We start from the raw sequence: 18,402 nt of genomic DNA, 5'->3' as shown, positions 1-18,402 counted from the left end.
TGCTGACCTTAGTCCCGCCACTCCTTCGGGTGAAGGATCTCGACCGCGCCCGCAAATCGAATGCACGTGCTATATGGTCGGTGGCGGCGTCGGGCATGCTGGAAGGCCGGGGATTGTTGGTAACCGGTGAATCCGACCGGCGTTGTCAGTGGCTCCCCCTAGTCTGAGAAAGACGGGGGCCCCGCCCCTGTCACTTCTCTCAAGAAAGGTGCGGACCGGCGTGGCCGACCGTCTCATCGTCCGTGGCGCGCGCGAGCACAACCTCAAGAATGTCTCGCTCGACCTGCCGCGCGACTCGCTCATCGTCTTCACGGGCCTGTCGGGGTCGGGCAAGTCCTCGCTGGCCTTCGACACCATTTTCGCCGAGGGGCAGCGGCGCTACGTCGAGTCGCTGTCGTCGTACGCCCGGCAGTTCCTCGGGCAGATGGACAAGCCGGACGTCGACTTCATCGAGGGCCTCTCCCCGGCCGTCTCGATCGACCAGAAGTCGACCTCGCGCAACCCGCGCTCCACGGTCGGCACCATCACCGAGGTCTACGACTACCTCCGCCTGCTCTTCGCGCGCATCGGCAAGCCGCACTGTCCCGAGTGCGGCCGCCCGATCTCGCGCCAGTCGCCGCAGGCCATCGTCGACAAGGTCCTGGAGCTGCCGGAGGGGAGCCGCTTCCAGGTGCTGTCGCCGCTGGTGCGCGAGCGCAAGGGAGAGTTCGTCGACCTCTTCGCCGACCTCCAGACCAAGGGCTACTCCCGCGCGCGGGTCGACGGACAGACCATCCAGCTGTCCGAGCCGCCGACCCTGAAGAAGCAGGAGAAGCACACCATCGAGGTGGTCGTCGACCGCCTCACGGTCAAGGACTCCGCCAAGCGCCGCCTCACCGACTCCGTCGAGACCGCCCTCGGCCTGTCCGGCGGCATGGTCGTGCTCGACTTCGTCGACCTCCCCGAGGACGACCCCGAGCGCGAGCGCATGTACTCGGAGCACCTGTACTGCGCGTACGACGACCTGTCCTTCGAGGAGCTGGAGCCGCGCTCCTTCTCCTTCAACTCGCCCTTCGGCGCCTGCCCCGAGTGCACCGGCATCGGCACGCGCATGGAGGTCGACCCGGAGCTGATCGTCCCGGACGAGGACAAGTCCCTCGACGAGGGCGCCATCCACCCCTGGTCCCACGGGCACACCAAGGACTACTTCGGCCGGCTGATCGGCGCCCTCGCGGACGCCCTCGGCTTCCGCACCGACATCCCGTTCGCGGGGCTGCCGCAGCGCGCCAGGAAGGCCCTGCTCCACGGCCACAAGACGCAGATCGAGGTCCGCTACCGCAACCGGTACGGCCGCGAGCGCGTGTACACGACCCCCTTCGAGGGCGCCGTCCCGTTCGTCAAGCGCCGGCACAGCGAGGCCGAGTCCGACGCGAGCCGCGAGCGCTTCGAGGGCTATATGCGCGAGGTGCCCTGCCCCACCTGTGAGGGCACACGCCTGAAGCCGATCGTCCTCGCGGTCACGATCATGGGGAAGTCGATCGCCGAGGTCTCCAGCATGTCGATCAGCGACTGCGCGGACTTCCTGGGCGAGCTGAAGCTCAACGCCCGCGACAAGAAGATCGCCGAGCGCGTGCTGAAGGAGGTCAACGAGCGGCTGCGGTTCCTGGTCGACGTCGGCCTGGACTACCTCTCGCTCAACCGCGCGGCCGGCACCCTCTCCGGCGGCGAGGCCCAGCGCATCCGCCTGGCCACCCAGATCGGCTCCGGCCTCGTCGGCGTGCTCTACGTCCTCGACGAGCCGTCCATCGGCCTGCACCAGCGCGACAACCACCGGCTGATCGAGACCCTCGTCCGACTGCGCGACATGGGCAACACGCTCATCGTCGTCGAGCACGACGAGGACACCATCAAGGTCGCCGACTGGATCGTCGACATCGGCCCCGGAGCCGGTGAGCACGGCGGCAAGGTCGTGCACAGCGGCTCCCTGAAGGAACTGCTCGCCAACGCCGAGTCGCAGACCGGTCAGTACCTGTCCGGCAAGAAGTCGATCCCGCTGCCCGACATCCGCCGCCCGCACGACCCGGGCCGCCGGCTCACCGTGCACGGCGCCCGCGAGAACAACCTGCAGGACATCGACGTCTCGTTCCCGCTCGGTGTGTTCACGGCCGTCACCGGAGTCTCCGGCTCCGGCAAGTCGACGCTGGTCAACGACATCCTGTACACGCACCTGGCCCGCGAGCTGAACGGCGCCCGCACGGTGCCGGGCCGCCACACGCGCGTGGAGGGCGACGACCTCGTCGACAAGGTCGTGCATGTCGACCAGTCGCCCATCGGCCGCACCCCGCGCTCGAACCCGGCGACGTACACCGGCGTCTTCGACCACATCCGCAAGCTGTTCGCGGAGACCACCGAGGCGAAGGTGCGCGGCTACATGCCGGGCCGCTTCTCCTTCAACGTCAAGGGCGGCCGCTGCGAGAACTGCGCGGGTGACGGCACCATCAAGATCGAGATGAACTTCCTCCCGGACGTCTACGTCCCGTGCGAGGTCTGCCACGGCGCCCGGTACAACCGGGAGACCCTGGAGGTCCACTACAAGGGCAAGTCCATCGCCGAGGTCCTGAACATGCCGATCGAAGAGGCCATGCACTTCTTCGAGGCGGTCCCGGCGATCAACCGCCACCTCAAGACCCTCAACGACGTCGGTCTCGGCTATGTCCGCCTCGGCCAGTCGGCGACGACCCTGTCCGGCGGTGAGGCGCAGCGCGTCAAGCTCGCCAGCGAGCTGCAGAAGCGCTCCACCGGCCGTACGGTCTACGTCCTGGACGAGCCGACCACCGGTCTGCACTTCGAGGACATCAGTAAGCTGCTGACGGTCCTGTCCGGCCTGGTCGACAAGGGCAACACGGTCATCGTCATCGAGCACAACCTCGACGTGATCAAGACCGCCGACTGGGTCGTCGACATGGGCCCCGAGGGCGGCGCGGGCGGCGGCCTGGTCGTCGCAGAGGGCACGCCCGAGGAGGTCGCGGCGGTGCCGGCGAGCCACACCGGCAAGTTCCTGCGGGAGATCCTGGACCCGCAGAAGCTCAGCGACGCCACCCCGGTGAAGGCCCCGCGCAAGACGGCCGCCAAGACCGCCGCGGCCGCGAGCAGGACAGCCGCGAGCAAGACGGTCGCGAGCAAGACGGTCACGAGCAAGACCGTCACGAGCAAGACGGCGGCCGCGAAGAAGACCGCGGCCAAGAAGACCGCCACCAAGGCGGCCGCGAAGAAGACGACCAGGTCGACCAAGGCCTGACCGCAGGACGCCGCGCGCCCCACGGGACCATCCCGTGGGGCGCGCGGCGTCATCACGTCCTTCTCAGGCACCCCTCGCAGGCGCCTTCTCAGGCACCCTTCGGCTCGACGAACTGCATGTCGAGCTGGATCTTCACGGCCTCCCCGAGCAGCCCGGGTGCGAAGTCGAGCCCGAACTCGCTGCGCCGGATCTCGCCCGTCGCCTCGAACCCGGCATGCCGGCTGCCGTCCATCGGCACATCGACCAGCCCGCCGAACTCCACGGCCAGCGACACCGGCCGGGTCACGTCCCCGATCGTCAGCTCGCCCTCCATCGTCCAGTCCTCGTCCTCGCCCCACACGCGGGTCGAGCGGTACGTCATCGTCGGGCGCTTCTCCACGTCCAGCATGTCGGCCGCGCGCAGATGCGCGTCACGGTCGGTGTTCCCGGTGTCGACCGAGGCCAGATCGATGGTCGCGGACACCCGGATGTCCTCGGCTGTCTCACCGACGTACAGCTCGGCCTGCACCGAGGTGAAGCGCCCGCGCACCTTGGCGATGCCGAAGTGGCGGATGCTGAAGTTCACGGCGGAGTGCAGCGGGTCCAGGGCCCAGTTCCCAGATGCGATCGGCAGGGCGGCGGTGGCGGTCTCGTTCGTCATGCCTCCACCCTGCGCCGCCCCCGCTGCCGGAGGGAGACCGGCCGGAGCCTGGTAGTGGCAGGGCCACCCTCCGTCGCGCGGCCGTTGGTACGTTCGACCCGTGAGCCACAACGAGTTGGGCACCTTTCTGCGCACCTGGCGCGAAGCCGTCACCCCGGCCGAGGTGGGGCTGCCGACCGGCCCCCGCCGACGCACCCCGGGCCTGCGCCGTGCCGAGCTGGCCACGCTCGCCGGCGTCAGCGTCGAATACCTCACCCGCCTGGAACAGGGCCGTGACCGCAACCCCTCCCCGCAGGTGCTCGGCGCGCTCGCCGACGCGCTGAACCTGTCGCTCAGGGACCGCGTCCTGCTGCGCCGCCTCACCAAGGAGGCCGAGGGCGGCGACCCGCTGGTCTGCGCGGCGGCTCCGCCGCTCGGGCGCGCGGCACGCCCGACCGTCCAGGCGGTCCTGGACCGGCTGGAACCCGCCCCCGCCGCAGTGATCAACTGGATCGGCGACGTCATCGCCCACACCGACGGCTACGCCCGGCTGTTCGGCCCGCTCGGGCTGTTCGACGCGGAGCCCCCCAATCTGCTGCGCCACCTGTTCACCGACCCGCGCGCCCGCACCGCCTACCCCGACTGGAGCCGTGTCGCCGACGAGCTGGTCGCCCGGCTCCGGCACGGCGTACCCCTGCGCGACCCGTATCTCGCCGAGCTGGCCGAGGAGCTGACGGTCACCGCGGGGGCGGAGTTCGCCGACCGGTACGCGGCCCTGGCCGTGACGCCGCGCAGCGTCGGGTCGCAGCAGGTCGAGCACCCGGAGGCCGGGCCGCTGCGGCTGCTGCACGAGACGCTCGCGCTGCCGGACGACGGCCAGCACATGGTGGTGCACCTGCCCGCCGACGACGCCACGGCCGCCGCCCTGGACCGCCTCGCCGGCCGCCGCCCCGGCGCCCTGCGGGCCGTGGACAGGGCCGGCTGACCGTCATCGTCGACAAGGCCGACTGACCACCGTCACCGTCGACAAGGCCGGCTGACCACGGTCACCGTCACTGTCACCGCCGATGAGGCCGGCTGACCGCCGTCACCAGGGCGCGGCCGGCCATCGCAGGGATGCCGTACGTCAGGGACGTACGTCCGCCAGCTCATGGGCGTACGGCGGCTCCGCCCCGGCACGCGAGCAGGTGATGGCCGCCGCGCGGGCCGCGAAGCGCAGCAGCTCGCTCCAGCCGACCGGGCCCAGCCCGTCGAGCGCCTCCGCGGACAGCGCGTCACGCGCGGCGAGGCCGTGCAGCAGCGCCGCGTTCACCGTGTCCCCGGCGCCGATGGTGTCCACGACGTCGACCACCTCACCGGGCACGGTGTGCACGCCGCCGTCCCGGGTGAACGCCGTCAGGCCGTCACCGCCCTGGGTGATCACGACGGCCGACGGCCCGGCGGCCAGCCACTCCTTCGGGTTGCCGCCCAGCCAGAGGGCGTCCTCCTCGGACAGCTTGAGCAGCGACACCGACGGCAGCCAGCTCTTGAACCGGGCCCGGTAGGCGTCCGCGTCCGGGATCAGACCGGGCCGGATGTTGGGGTCCAGGGCCGTGAACACGCCCTGCGCCGCCGCCGTCCGCATCAGCTCCTCGTACGCGCTCGCCCCCGGCTCCAGCACCAGCGAGCAGGTCCCGAAGGACACCGCGCGGGTCCCGGCGGGCAGGGCGGCGGGCGCCGTGAAGAGCCGGTCGGCGGTGCCGTCGACGTAGAAGGAGTACGCGGCCGAGCCGCCGTCACCGATCGTGGCGACGGCGAGTGTGGTCGGCTCCGGGCCGCGCTGGACGCCCGAGACGTCCACCCCGGCCCGCCGCAGCCCGTCGAGCAGCGCCTCGCCGAAGGCGTCCCGGGATGCGCGCGAGCAGAAGGCGGTCGGCGAGCCGAGGCGGCCGAGGGCCACGGCCGTGTTGTACGGGCCGCCGCCGAGGGCGGGCCGCAGGTCGGCGAGGGCACCCGTGCCCTGCGGTACCAGGTCGATCAGGGCCTCACCGGCGACGACGATCACGAGGCGGTTCCTTTCGCGGGCTGTTCGGGGTGCTGAGGGGGGTGTTCGGTGTGCTGAGGGGGGTGTTCGGTGTGCTGAGGGGCGTGTACGGGGTGCTGAGGGGGGTCTTCGGGGCAGCCGCAGGAGCTGCGGTGCACGAAGGTGCACGGGAGCCGCAGGGTCCGCGCGGGCCGCTCCGGTGCGGCCAGCCGGTCCAGCAGGACCCGGACCGCCTGCGCACCGATCTCCTTGCTGGGCTGGGCGATCGCGGTGAGCCGGGGCGAGAAGAGGTCCGCCCAGGCGAAGTCGTCGAAGCAGCACAGGGCGATGTCCCCGGGCACGGACAGCCCCCGTTCGCGCAGGGCGCGCAGTGCGCCGATGGTCATCGCGTTGTTGGCGGTGACGAGCGCGGTCGGCGGAACGGCGAGGGAGAGCAGCGCGGCGGTGGCCCGCTCGCCGCCGGTGGCGGCGGAGTCGCCGTGGACCACGAGCCGCTCGTCGTAGGGGAGTCCGGCCGCCGCGAGGCCGTGCCGGTACCCCGTGATCCGCTCGCTGGTGGTGCTGAGCCCGGGCAGCCCGGCGACCAGGGCGATACGCCGGTGACCGAGACCGGCGAGGTGGGTGACCAGCTCCGTCACCGGCGCGGCACTCTCGGCACACACCTGGTCGAAGGCCGGGCCGTCCTCCGCGCGCGTGTCGACCAGCCGGTCGAGGAACACCGCGGGTACGGCGTGACGGCGCAGGTAGGCGACCAGTTCGCCCGGGTCGGCGGAGGGCGCGACGACCATGCCGTCCACCCGGCGCTCGTGCAGCAGCTGGACGACCTTGCGCTCGTGCGCGGGGTCGTCGTGCGGATCGGCGATGAGCAGGCTGTAGCCGTGTTCCAGGGCGCTCGCCTCGACGCCCTGGAGGATCTCGGTGAAGTACGGGTTGCTGATCGCCGACACCGCGAGGCCGATCGAGCGGGTGCGGGAGGTCACCAGGGAGCGGGCGAGCGTGTTGGGCGTGTACCCGAGCTGTTCGACGGCGTCGAGGACGGCCTGCCGGGTGTGCGGCAGCACGGGCCGGGTGTCGTTGAGCACGTGCGAGACGGTCGCCACGGAGACGCCGGCATGCCGGGCGACATCGGCCATGGTCGCCATGGCGCACCCCTTCCTGGACACGGAACTGGCCCCTCAGGGCGGGAACGTACCCCATACGGCGACCCCGCGTAAACGCTTGCGCAAGCGTTTACGTCCTGCGACGAACCCAGCCGCGACCCAGCCACGACCGCCGCCCGACCACCCCGGTATCGTCGGCGGACGCCCCCAGCCACCGCCCCAGCCCACCGCCCCCACCTGCCCCCGCCTCAAGACCCATGGAGACCCGCATGTCCGGCCGACCCTCCGCCAGCCGTCGTACCGTCCTGCGCGGAGCGGCGCTCACCCCGGCCGTCGGGCTCGGGCTCGCCGCGTGCGGCGGGGGAGCGGGGGCGTCGCCCGCCACGCCGACGGCTCCCGTGGACCTCGGTGCCGAGGGCGCGGTCGCCAAGGGCGGCGCGCACCTGGACCAGGAGAACAACGTGGTGGTCAGCCGGACCGAGGACGGCTCGCTGAAGGCGTACAGCACGATCTGCACGCATGGGGGCTGCCCCATCAACGCGCTGGAGGGCACGACCCTGATCTGCCCCTGCCACGGCAGCAAGTTCGACGCGACGACCGGCGAGGTGCTGCACCGCCCGGCGACCACACCGCTGACCGAGCTGCCGGTGCGGGTGGAGAACGGCAGGGTGGTGGCGGGCCCCCGGGCCTGACCGGTTCCCGGCCTACGGCTCCCAGTCCCAGCCGATCCCGACGATCCCGGAGCGTACGCGGGGCTCGACGAGGTGGACGGTGTGGTGGTGGGCCGTGAGCGGCAGGGCCTGGCGCCCGCTGCGGGGGGCCGCCGCCGAGTGCTGCGTGAACCGGTGGCAGTGCAGCGGCAGGGTGCGCTCGTCGAACCGCACCTGGAGCACGTACTGGCCGCCCGGCGGGCCGAAGCCGCGCACGCACTCGTAGGAGGCACCGGCCGTGCCGTCCTCGACGGCGTAGCGGAAGAGGAACGTATCTCCCGCGCGCAGGCGGGCGTCGAAGAGCAGCTCGGCGACCAGGATGCCGGTGTCGTGGTGCCGGCGGACGCGGCCGATGCGGCAGTTCTCCCGCGCCCGCACGGACATGCGCTCGGGCACGCACCCGGGGTCGCCGTGGTGGACGGCGACGAAACGGTCGACCCCGTCCCGGTGGGCGCGCACGATGTGGTGGGACTCGCGGCCGAGCAGTTCGCGGTGCGCCCCGATGCGGACCTGCTCGTGATGGCCGAGCATGTGCAGCCCGCCGTCGCGCGGGGAGTCCAGGTCGAGCAGCAGGCGCTCCAGGACGCCCGAGGCCTCCACCAGCGAGCGGTAGGAGCGGGCCGCGGTGTGCTGTCTCGCGGGGCCGTCGTCGGCCTTGGCGAGCAGGCGGATCAGGGACTCGTCCGGCAGCTGGAGTATCTCCTCCAGGGCGCGCACGGCACGCAGGGACTCGGGGCGCTGCGGCCGGCGAGCGCCCTGCTGCCAGTAGCTGAGGCTGGTGACGCCCACCTTCACCCCGTGGCGCGACAGATGGTGCTGCACGCGTTGCAGCGGCAGGCCGCGGGCGGCGATGGCGGCGCGCAGGGCGACGTGGAAGGGGCCGCCGCGCAGAGCCGTGTCCAGTTCCGCGGTGGTGCCGTCCGCGTGCTGTGTGGCGTGCGGCATGCAGGGGCCTTTCTGTGTGGTTCACAACGGCTGGTCAGACCGTTCACGCGGGTGCTGCCGGGGCCACCCCGTCGGCGGCGGGAGGTGGGTCACGTCCGTGCGCCGTGCGTCACGGCCCCGAGTTCCCCCGCATTGAAGCGTGTTGACCAAGTCCCGACAACACCGTGGGCTCAACCACGGGGTACTCCTCGCCACGCGGTGGCGTACGGGGTCAAGTAGGCGTGGAGATCAGCCGGTTGCGTGGCTTTGGTGGCGGGTTGGCCGGGGCGGGCCGACTTTCGCAGGTGTCACGGGAGGGGGCCCGCGGTGTCCGGGGGTGGCCGTCGCGGGGCCGGGCGGGGACACGTCCGGGCGGCCGGCGTCCGAGCCGCACCGTCCGAGTGTGGATCTTCGGCGTACGTCCACCGCCCGCCGTCCACAGGCCCGCCGGACTGTCACTGCTCGCCAGTAGGGTGTGAGACATGGCCGACCCCTCCAGCTACCGCCCCAGGCCGGGTGAGATCCCGGACTCCCCGGGGGTGTACAGGTTCCGTGACGAGCACCGCCGGGTGATCTACGTCGGAAAGGCGAAGAGCCTGCGCCAGCGCCTGGCGAACTACTTCCAGGACCTGGCGAACCTGCACCCGCGCACCCGGACCATGGTCACCACGGCCGCGTCCGTGGAATGGACCGTGGTGTCCACGGAGGTCGAGGCCCTGCAGCTGGAGTACTCCTGGATCAAGGAGTACGACCCCCGGTTCAACGTCAAGTACCGCGACGACAAGAGCTACCCGTACCTCGCGGTGACGATGAACGAGGAATTCCCGCGCGTCCAGGTCATGCGCGGCCACAAGAAGAAGGGCGTCCGCTACTTCGGGCCGTACGCGCACGCGTGGGCGATCCGGGACACCGTCGACCTGCTGCTGCGCGTCTTCCCGGTGCGCACCTGCTCGGCCGGTGTCTTCAAGAACGCCGCCCGCACCGGCCGCCCCTGTCTGCTCGGCTACATCGGCAAGTGCTCCGCCCCCTGCGTCGGCCGGATCACACCCGACGACCACTGGGAACTGGCCGACGAGTTCTGCGACTTCATGACCGGCCGCACCGGCACCTACCTCCGCCGTCTGGAGAAGCAGATGATGGAGGCGGCCGAGGACATGGAGTACGAGCGGGCCGCCCGGCTGCGCGACGACATAGAGGCGCTGCGCAAGGCCATGGAGAAGAACGCGGTCGTGCTCGCCGACGCGACCGACGCCGATCTGATCGCGGTCGCCGAGGACGAGCTGGAAGCGGCCGTGCAGATCTTCCACGTCCGCGGCGGACGCGTGCGCGGCCAGCGCGGCTGGGTCACCGACAAGGTCGAGGAGATCACCACCGGCGCCCTCGTCGAGCACGCCCTCCAGCAGCTCTACGGCGAGGAGACCGGCGACAGCGTCCCCAAGGAGGTCCTCGTCCCGGCCCTGCCCGACCCGGTGGAGCCGGTCCAGCAGTGGCTCACCGAGCGGCGCGGGTCGGGCGTCTCGCTGCGCATCCCGCAGCGCGGCGACAAGAAGGCCCTGATGGAGACCGTGCAGCGCAACGCCCTCCAAGCGCTCGCCCTGCACAAGACCAAGCGTGCCTCCGACCTCACCACCCGCTCGCGCGCCCTGGAGGAGATCGCCGACGCCCTGGAGCTGGACAGCGCCCCGCTGCGCATCGAGTGCTACGACATCTCCCACCTCCAGGGCGACGACGTCGTGGCCTCCATGGTCGTCTTCGAGGACGGACTCCAGCGCAAGAGCGAGTACCGGCGCTTCCAGATCAAGGGCTTCGCCGGGCAGGACGACGTCCGCTCCATGCACGAGGTGATCACCCGCCGCTTCCGCCGCTACCTCGCCGAGAAGGAGCGCACGGGCGAGTGGTCCGAGAGCGACGACGCCCTCGTTGCCGGCCAGGAGGACGCCCTTGCCGCCGGCCAGGACGACGGCTCCGGCGAGGCGACCGGCCCCGGACAGGCCGCCGCCGCCCCGGGCGAGGCAGGCGCCGCTCTCAGCACCCTCACCGAGGACGACGGCCGACCCAAGAAGTTCGCCTACCCGCCCCAGCTCGTCGTCGTCGACGGCGGACAGCCCCAGGTCGCCGCAGCCCAGCGCGCGCTGGACGAGCTCGGCATCGACGACATCGCGGTGTGCGGCCTGGCCAAGCGGCTGGAGGAGGTCTGGCTGCCCGGGGACGACGACCCGGTGGTGCTGCCCCGCACGAGTGAGGGCCTGTACCTGCTGCAGCGGGTCCGTGACGAGGCCCACCGCTTCGCGATCACCTACCAGCGCACCAAGCGCGCCAAGCGGTTTCGCGCGGGCCCCCTGGACGACGTACCGGGGCTCGGCGAGACCCGTAAGCAGGCGTTGATCAAGCACTTCGGTTCGGTGAAGAAGCTGCGATCCGCGACAATCGACCAGATCTGTGAGGTACCCGGCATCGGCCGTAAAACAGCCGAGACGATCGCGGTGGCCCTCGCCCAGGCGGCCCCGGCCGCGCCCGCCGTGAACACGGCCACTGGAGAGATCATGGAAGACATGGAGGACGGGGTGCCCGAGACGACGGCGGACACCCCGGGGGAGCCCGTAGCCCTGGGCGCCCCGGACGAGCGACGGGGGCAGGAGACATGACCGACCACGAGACGCAGCCGACAGCCGATCAAGAGCAGGAACCGCGGTCCACGCAGGGCCGCGAGCACCAGGAGGCCGCCGAGGACCGGCAGGCACTCCCCGACAACGGAGCACAGGTGAGCCAGGACATCGCGGGCCCCGGGATCCCCGACGCCGCCATCCCCGAGCTGGTGATCATCTCCGGCATGTCCGGAGCGGGCCGCTCCACGGCCGCGAAATGCCTGGAGGACCTCGGCTGGTTCGTCGTCGACAACCTGCCGCCCGCCCTGATCCCCACCATGGTGGAGCTGGGCGCCCGCTCCCAGGGCAACGTGGCGCGGATCGCGGTCGTCGTCGACGTGCGCGGCCGGCGCTTCTTCGACAATCTGCGCCAGTCCCTCGCCGACCTGGAGGCCAAGCACGTCACCCGGCGCATCGTCTTCCTGGAGTCCTCCGACGAGGCCCTGGTGCGCCGCTTCGAGTCGGTGCGCCGCCCGCACCCGCTCCAGGGCGACGGCCGCATCGTCGACGGCATCGCCGCCGAGCGCGAGCTGCTGCGCGAGCTGCGCGGTGACGCCGACCTGGTGATCGACACCTCCAGCCTCAACGTCCACGAGCTGCGGGCCAAGATGGACGCCCAGTTCGCCGGCGAGGAGGAGCCCGAGCTGCGGGCCACCGTGATGTCGTTCGGCTTCAAGTACGGCCTGCCGGTCGACGCCGACCTCGTCGCCGACATGCGCTTCCTGCCCAACCCGCACTGGGTCCCGGAGCTGCGCCCGTTCACCGGCCTGAACGAGGAGGTCGCGGCGTACGTCTTCAACCAGCCCGGCGCCAAGGACTTCCTCGACCGCTACGCCGAGCTGCTGCGGCTGATCGCGGCCGGCTACCGCCGCGAGGGCAAGCGGTACGTGACCATCGCCATCGGCTGTACGGGCGGCAAGCACCGCTCGGTGGCCATGTCGGAGAAGCTCGCCGCGCGCCTCGCGGCGGAGGGCGTGGAGACGGTGGTCGTGCACCGGGACATGGGACGGGAATGACCGGACGTACTCCGCGGCTGAGCCGGCTGCGCCGGGCCATGCCCGAAGGGCGGGCCGGCCGGCCCGTCGAGGCCCGCGGCGGCCGAGCGCGCCGCCGGGGCGCCCAGCCCAAGGTCGTGGCGCTCGGCGGCGGCCGGGGCCTGTCCGCCTCGCTCGCCGCGCTGCGCCGGATCACCGGCGACCTCACCGCCGTCGTCACCGTGGCCGACGACGGCGGCTCCAGCGGGCGCCTGCGGGACGAGCTGGGCGTGCTCCCGCCCGGCGACCTGCGCAAGGCGCTGGCCGCGCTGTGCGGCGACGACGACTGGGGCCAGACCTGGGCCCGCGTCATCCAGCACCGCTTCCACTCCAAGGGCGACCTGCACGACCACGCGGTCGGCAACCTGCTGATCGTCGCCCTGTGGGAGCAGCTCGGCGACCATGTCCAGGCCCTCGACCTGGTCGGCAAGCTGCTCGGCGCGCACGGGCGCGTGCTGCCCATGTCTGCCGTACCGCTGGAGCTCCAGGCGCTGGTCAAGGGACACGACCCGGACCGCCCGGACGACGTGGACACCGTCCGCGGCCAGGCCACCGTCGCCCTCACCCCGGGCGAGGTCCAGTCGGTGCACCTGGTGCCGCACGACCCGCCGGCCGTCCCGGAGGCCGTCGCGGCCGTCCTGGACGCCGACTGGGTGGTCCTCGGCCCCGGTTCCTGGTTCTCCTCGGTCATACCGCACCTGCTCGTGCCCGAGCTCCTCGACGCTCTGACCGAGACGAAGGCCCGCCGGGTACTCTCCCTGAACCTCGCCCCGCAGCCCGGGGAAACCGACGGCTTCTCCCCGCAGCGTCATTTGGAGGTTTTGGGACGACACGCCCCTAAACTCGCCCTGGACGTGGTGCTGGCCGACGTGGCCGCCGTGCCCGACCGCGACTCGCTGACCGATGCCGCCAAGCGGTTCGGGGCCGCGGTCGAGCTGGCGCCGGTGGCCCGGCCCGACGGGACTCCGCGGCACGACGCGGAGCTCCTGGCCGCCGCGTACGACCGTATTTTTCGGATGCATGGAAGGATCGGCCCATGGCGATGACGGCAGCGGTGAAGGACGAGATCTCCCGGCTCCCCGTCACCCGGACCTGCTGCAGGAAGGCGGAGGTCTCCGCCATTCTGCGGTTCGCCGGCGGCCTCCACCTGGTCAGCGGGCGCATCGTGATCGAGGCGGAGCTGGACACCGCGATGGCGGCCCGCCGGCTCAAGCGGGACATCCTGGAGATCTTCGGCCACAGCTCCGAGCTGATCGTGATGGCGCCCGGCGGCCTGCGCCGCGGCTCGCGCTACGTGGTCAGAGTCGTCGCCGGCGGAGACCAGCTGGCCCGCCAGACCGGCCTGGTCGACGGACGGGGCCGCCCGATCCGCGGTCTGCCCCCGCAGGTCGTCTCCGGCGCCACCTGCGACGCCGAGGCCGCCTGGCGCGGTGCCTTCCTGGCGCACGGCTCGCTCACCGAGCCGGGCCGCTCCTCCTCCCTGGAGGTGACCTGCCCCGGCCCCGAGGCCGCGCTCGCGCTGGTCGGCGCCGCCCGCCGACTGTCGATCGCCGCGAAGGCCCGCGAGGTGCGCGGCGTGGACCGGGTCGTGGTCCGCGACGGCGACGCGATCGGCGCGCTGCTCACCCGGCTCGGCGCGCACGAGTCGGTGCTGGCCTGGGAGGAGCGCCGGATGCGCCGCGAGGTGCGCGCGACGGCGAACCGTCTCGCCAACTTCGACGACGCCAACCTGCGCCGCTCGGCCCGCGCGGCGGTCGCCGCCGGTGCCCGGGTGCAGCGCGCGCTGGAGATCCTCGGCGACGAGGTCCCCGAGCACCTCGCCGCGGCCGGCCGGCTGCGCATGGAGCACAAGCAGGCCTCCCTGGAGGAGCTGGGCGCGCTCGCCGACCCGCCGCTGACCAAGGACGCGGTGGCCGGCCGGATCCGCCGGCTGCTCGCCATGGCCGACAAGCGCGCCGCCGATCTGGGCATCCCGAGCACGGAGGCCAACCTCTCCGAGGAGCTGGCGGACAACCTCGCCGGCTGAGCCCGACCCGAACACGCCGGTGCCGAAGCCCCTTTGGGCCTCGGCACCGGCGTTCGTGTGTCCACGAGGCGCTCTTGACGCACTCCCACAGTGACATGAGCCTGACATTCGCCGTCCTTCACTCGCGCACGCCCTTCCTCTCACGCCCTCCAAGGAGTGATACGGGCCTTGACTTTCCATAGTCATTTCGAGCTACGAGCAGTTTCCGCTCAGGGCGGTCCGTACCCCTACTGGTGGGTAAGGATGGCAGTGCCGTGTATGGGCCGTCTCGATGTCACCTCCGGCGCTTCAGGGAGGTAGGGTCGTAGGCGGTCGGGGACATCCCAAATAGAGCTCGCCGGCACCGCATCGCCGGCGTACCAACGAGGAGATCGGTTCGTGACGATCCGCGTAGGCATCAACGGCTTCGGCCGCATCGGGCGTAACTACTTCCGCGCGCTCCTGGAGCAGGGTGCTGACATCGAGGTCGTGGCTGTCAACGACCTGGGTGACACCGCGACCACGGCTCACCTGCTGAAGTACGACACCATCCTGGGCCGCCTGAAGCAGGAGGTCACGCACACCGAGAACACCATCACGGTGGACGGCCACACCATCAAGGTGCTGTCCGAGCGCAACCCGGCCGACATCCCCTGGGGTGAGCTGGGCGTCGACATCGTCATCGAGTCGACCGGCATCTTCACGAAGAAGGCCGACGCCGCGAAGCACCTCGCCGGCGGCGCCAAGAAGGTCCTCATCTCGGCTCCGGCCAAGGACGAGGACATCACCATCGTGATGGGCGTCAACCAGGACAAGTACGACCCGGCGAACCACCACGTCATCTCCAACGCCTCCTGCACCACCAACTGTGTGGCGCCGATGGCGAAGGTCCTCGACGAGAACTTCGGCATCGTCAAGGGTCTGATGACGACGGTGCACGCGTACACGAACGACCAGCGCATCCTGGACTTCCCGCACTCGGACCTGCGTCGCGCGCGTGCCGCCGCCGAGAACATCATCCCGACCACCACGGGTGCCGCCAAGGCGACCGCCCTGGTCCTGCCGCAGCTCAAGGGCAAGCTGGACGGCATCGCCATGCGCGTCCCGGTCCCGACCGGCTCGGCCACCGACCTGGTCGTGCAGCTGCAGCGCGAGGTCACCAAGGACGAGGTCAACGCCGCGTTCAAGAAGGCGTCCGAGGACGGCGACCTGGCCGGCTACCTGTCGTACACCGAGGACCCGATCGTCTCCTCGGACATCGTCAGCGACCCCGCCTCCTGCACCTTCGACGCCTCCCTGACCATGGTCCAGGAGGGCAACTCGGTGAAGATCCTCGGCTGGTACGACAACGAGTGGGGCTACTCCAACCGTCTCGTCGACCTCACGGAGTTCGTGGGCCGTCAGCTCTGATCGGCTGAAGCAGGCGACTTGAAGCGAGAGCAGGGCCCGGGCCAGGCGCAGGGACGCGCGGCCCGGGCCCTGACTCACGTCACGACCGGCCCTCCTCTCTAGGATCGGGCCAGGTCATCCACTGGTCATCCGGTCACGAGCAGAACGAGCCACGAGCCTCCACTAGGAGTCCCCCGAAAATGAAGACGATCGACGAACTCCTCGCCGAAGGAGTCACGGGCAAGCGGGTCTTCGTCCGCGCCGACCTCAACGTGCCGCTGGACGGCACCACCATCACCGACGACGGCCGCATCCGCGCGGTGCTGCCCACCGTCAAGGCCCTCGCCGACGCGGGTGCGCGGGTCGTCGTCGCCTCGCACCTGGGCCGCCCCAAGGGTGCCCCGGACCCGGCCTTCTCGCTCGGCCCCGCCGCCGCCCGCCTGGGTGAACTCCTCGGCGCGGACGTCGCCTTCGCCACCGACACGGTCGGCGAGTCGGCGCGGTCCACGGTCGCGGGCCTCGCCGACGGCCAGGTCGCCGTCATCGAGAACCTGCGCTTCAACGCCGGTGAGACCAGCAAGGACGACGCCGAGCGCGCCGCCTTCGCCGACCAGCTCGCCGCCCTCGCCGACGCCTACGTCGGTGACGGCTTCGGCGCCGTGCACCGGGGGCACGCCTCGGTGTACGACCTGCCGAAGAAGCTCCCGCACTACGCGGGTTACCTGATCGCCACCGAGGTCGGCGTCCTGAAGAAGCTCACCGAGGACGTCCAGCGGCCCTACGTCGTCGTCCTCGGCGGCGCCAAGGTCTCCGACAAGCTGGCCGTCATCGACCAGCTCCTCGGCAAGGCCGACCGCCTCCTCATCGGCGGCGGCATGGCCTACACCTTCCTCAAGGCCCAGGGCCACGAGGTCGGCATCTCCCTCCTGCAGGAGGACCAGGTCCCGGTCGTCCAGGAGTACATGGAGCGCGCCGAGAAGAGCGGCGTCGAGCTCGTGCTGCCGGTGGACGTCCTGGTCTCCCCGGAGTTCCCGGACCTCAAGGCCAAGGCCCCGACCAACCCCACCACCGTCGCCGCGGACGCCATCCCGGCCGACCAGGAGGGTCTGGACATCGGTCCCGAGACCCGCAAGCTGTACGCCTCGAAGCTCGCCGACGCGGCCACCGTCTTCTGGAACGGCCCCATGGGCGTCTTCGAGCACCCCGACTACGCCGAGGGCACCAAGGCGGTCGCCCAGGCCCTCATCGACTCCCCGGGATTCACCGTGGTCGGAGGCGGCGACTCCGCCGCCGCCGTCCGTACCCTGGGCTTCGACGAGAAGGCGTTCGGCCACATCTCGACCGGCGGCGGCGCCTCCCTCGAATACCTCGAGGGCAAGACGCTCCCCGGCCTCGCCGCACTGGAGGACTGACCCTTTATGAGCACGCGCACGCCGCTGATGGCGGGCAACTGGAAGATGAACCTCAACCACCTCGAGGCCATCGCCCACGTCCAGAAGCTCGCCTTCGCCCTCGCGGACAAGGACTACGAGGCCGTCGAGGTCGCGGTCCTGCCGCCCTTCACCGACCTGCGCTCCGTGCAGACGCTGGTCGACGGCGACAAGCTCAGGATCAAGTACGGCGCCCAGGACATCTCGGCGCAGGACTCCGGCGCCTACACCGGCGAGATCTCCGGCCCGATGCTGGCCAAGCTGAAGTGCACGTACGTGGCGGTCGGCCACTCCGAGCGCCGGCAGTACCACGCCGAGACCGACGAGATCGTCAACGCCAAGGTGAAGGCCGCCTACAAGCACGGCCTGACCCCGATCCTGTGCGTCGGTGAGGAACTGGACGTCCGCGAGGCGGGCAACCACGTCAGCCACACCCTCGCCCAGGTCGAGGGCGGTCTGAAGGACCTGCCGGCCGAGCAGGCCGAGTCCGTCGTGATCGCCTACGAGCCCGTGTGGGCCATCGGCACCGGCAAGGTCTGCGGCGCCGAGGACGCGCAGGAGGTCTGCGCCGCCATCCGCGGCAAGATCGCCGAGCTGTACAGCCAGGAGCTGGCCGACAAGGTCCGCATCCAGTACGGCGGCTCGGTCAAGGCCGGCAACGTCGCCGAGATCATGGCGCAGGCCGACATCGACGGCGCCCTGGTCGGCGGCGCGTCCCTGGACGCCGACGAGTTCGTCAAGATCGTCCGCTTCCGCGACCAGTGACGCGACCGGCGAGTATGCCGTAGCGACGATCCGTCGTACCCTTGCGGGGTCCAGCACTGCGCTGGGCCCCGCGTCGTCCATCCGTATCCGAGGAAGTTGGTCCAGCTGTGGTTCTGGGGTTCTCCATCGCCCTGATCGTCTTCAGCCTGCTGCTGATGCTGCTGGTGCTGATGCACAAGGGGAAGGGCGGCGGCCTGTCCGACATGTTCGGCGGCGGCATGCAGTCCTCCGTCGGCGGCTCCTCGGTCGCCGAGCGCAACCTCGACCGCATCACCGTGGTGATCGGTCTGCTGTGGTTCGCGTGCATTGTCGTACTCGGCATCCTGATGAAGGTGAACAACTGACCTACGGCTCGCACGCCAGCACAATCCGGTACGTAAGGCCCCATGTTCGGTACGCGCTCGAGAGCGCGGCCTATCATGGGGCTTGCGTCTAGATGTGGGAGCTGTAACTCCAATCACTGGACGCGCGTTGGGCCTTA

Annotated in this window: 15 protein-coding genes; 11 read left to right on the top strand and 4 right to left on the bottom strand. The window is 71.1% G+C overall.

Annotated elements, in window-relative coordinates; genetic code table 11:
- Positions 1-220 precede the first annotated feature (220 nt).
- A complete protein-coding gene (gene uvrA / locus ACIQ6Y_RS07295) occupies positions 221-3,277 on the top strand; it encodes an excinuclease ABC subunit UvrA (RefSeq protein WP_404034077.1) in 3,057 nt (1,018 codons plus the stop codon).
- An 88-nt stretch (positions 3,278-3,365) separates the two neighbouring features.
- Here uvrA and ACIQ6Y_RS07290 read toward each other — a convergent pair whose 3' ends face one another.
- Complete coding sequence (locus ACIQ6Y_RS07290; protein WP_404034075.1) at positions 3,366-3,917, bottom strand: YceI family protein; 552 nt, start codon at positions 3,915-3,917, stop codon at positions 3,366-3,368.
- 100 nt (positions 3,918-4,017) lie between these two features.
- Between ACIQ6Y_RS07290 and ACIQ6Y_RS07285 the strand changes: the two genes are divergently transcribed.
- Positions 4,018-4,881: a helix-turn-helix domain-containing protein gene (locus tag ACIQ6Y_RS07285; RefSeq protein WP_404034073.1), complete on the top strand. Its 864-nt coding sequence runs from the start codon at positions 4,018-4,020 to the stop codon at positions 4,879-4,881.
- 141 nt (positions 4,882-5,022) lie between these two features.
- On the opposite strand, the gene ACIQ6Y_RS07280 is transcribed toward ACIQ6Y_RS07285, so the two are convergent.
- Together ACIQ6Y_RS07280 and ACIQ6Y_RS07275 are read right to left on the bottom strand one after the other, a co-directional pair.
- The gene (locus tag ACIQ6Y_RS07280; protein ID WP_404034071.1) at positions 5,023-5,940 is read right to left on the bottom strand and encodes a carbohydrate kinase; all 918 of its coding nucleotides are present in this window, start codon (positions 5,938-5,940) and stop codon (positions 5,023-5,025) included.
- On the bottom strand, positions 5,937-7,061 hold the full coding sequence (locus tag ACIQ6Y_RS07275; protein ID WP_404034069.1) for a LacI family DNA-binding transcriptional regulator: 1,125 nt from the start codon (positions 7,059-7,061) through the stop codon (positions 5,937-5,939). Before ACIQ6Y_RS07275 ends, ACIQ6Y_RS07280 begins: the two co-directional genes overlap by 4 nt.
- A gap of 227 nt (positions 7,062-7,288) precedes the next feature.
- Between ACIQ6Y_RS07275 and ACIQ6Y_RS07270 the strand changes: the two genes are divergently transcribed.
- Positions 7,289-7,711, top strand: a complete 423-nt coding sequence (locus tag ACIQ6Y_RS07270) for a Rieske (2Fe-2S) protein (protein ID WP_404034067.1) — start codon at positions 7,289-7,291, stop codon at positions 7,709-7,711.
- A gap of 12 nt (positions 7,712-7,723) precedes the next feature.
- Here ACIQ6Y_RS07270 and ACIQ6Y_RS07265 read toward each other — a convergent pair whose 3' ends face one another.
- Positions 7,724-8,674, bottom strand: a complete 951-nt coding sequence (locus ACIQ6Y_RS07265) for a hypothetical protein (protein ID WP_404034065.1) — start codon at positions 8,672-8,674, stop codon at positions 7,724-7,726.
- 461 nt (positions 8,675-9,135) lie between these two features.
- Here ACIQ6Y_RS07265 and uvrC point away from each other — a divergent pair, with 461 nt between their 5' ends.
- The 8 genes from uvrC to secG all read left to right on the top strand — a co-directional run bounded on the left by uvrC (position 9,136) and on the right by secG (position 18,265).
- A complete protein-coding gene (gene uvrC / locus ACIQ6Y_RS07260) occupies positions 9,136-11,298 on the top strand; it encodes an excinuclease ABC subunit UvrC (protein ID WP_404034063.1) in 2,163 nt (720 codons plus the stop codon).
- A complete protein-coding gene (rapZ, locus tag ACIQ6Y_RS07255; protein WP_404034061.1) occupies positions 11,295-12,314 on the top strand; it encodes an RNase adapter RapZ in 1,020 nt (339 codons plus the stop codon). The genes uvrC and rapZ overlap by 4 nt, the downstream gene beginning before the upstream one ends.
- Complete coding sequence (yvcK, locus tag ACIQ6Y_RS07250; RefSeq protein WP_404034059.1) at positions 12,311-13,378, top strand: uridine diphosphate-N-acetylglucosamine-binding protein YvcK; 1,068 nt, start codon at positions 12,311-12,313, stop codon at positions 13,376-13,378. The genes rapZ and yvcK overlap by 4 nt, the downstream gene beginning before the upstream one ends.
- Positions 13,369-14,358 (top strand): DNA-binding protein WhiA, encoded by a 990-nt coding sequence (whiA, locus tag ACIQ6Y_RS07245; RefSeq protein WP_071381536.1) that lies wholly within the window; start codon positions 13,369-13,371, stop codon positions 14,356-14,358. Before yvcK ends, whiA begins: the two co-directional genes overlap by 10 nt.
- A 378-nt stretch (positions 14,359-14,736) precedes the next feature.
- Positions 14,737-15,747 carry a type I glyceraldehyde-3-phosphate dehydrogenase gene (gene gap / locus ACIQ6Y_RS07240; RefSeq protein WP_404034057.1) on the top strand — a complete coding sequence of 337 codons (1,011 nt, stop codon included), beginning with the start codon at positions 14,737-14,739 and terminating at the stop codon, positions 15,745-15,747.
- A gap of 179 nt (positions 15,748-15,926) precedes the next feature.
- A complete protein-coding gene (locus ACIQ6Y_RS07235) occupies positions 15,927-17,138 on the top strand; it encodes a phosphoglycerate kinase (protein ID WP_404034055.1) in 1,212 nt (403 codons plus the stop codon).
- A 6-nt stretch (positions 17,139-17,144) separates the two neighbouring features.
- Positions 17,145-17,921, top strand: coding sequence for a triose-phosphate isomerase (gene tpiA, locus ACIQ6Y_RS07230; protein ID WP_404034053.1), 777 nt, complete (start codon positions 17,145-17,147; stop codon positions 17,919-17,921).
- Positions 17,922-18,028: 107 nt separating this feature from the next.
- On the top strand, positions 18,029-18,265 hold the full coding sequence (gene secG / locus ACIQ6Y_RS07225; protein WP_094052663.1) for a preprotein translocase subunit SecG: 237 nt from the start codon (positions 18,029-18,031) through the stop codon (positions 18,263-18,265).
- Positions 18,266-18,402 lie beyond the last annotated feature (137 nt).

The sequence above is a fragment of the Streptomyces sp. NPDC096205 genome (assembly GCF_044763135.1).
GTDB lineage: Bacteria > Actinomycetota > Actinomycetes > Streptomycetales > Streptomycetaceae > Streptomyces.
The sequence above is the reverse complement of the archived record's forward strand: the minus strand, read 5'-3'. Positions and strand labels throughout refer to the sequence as shown.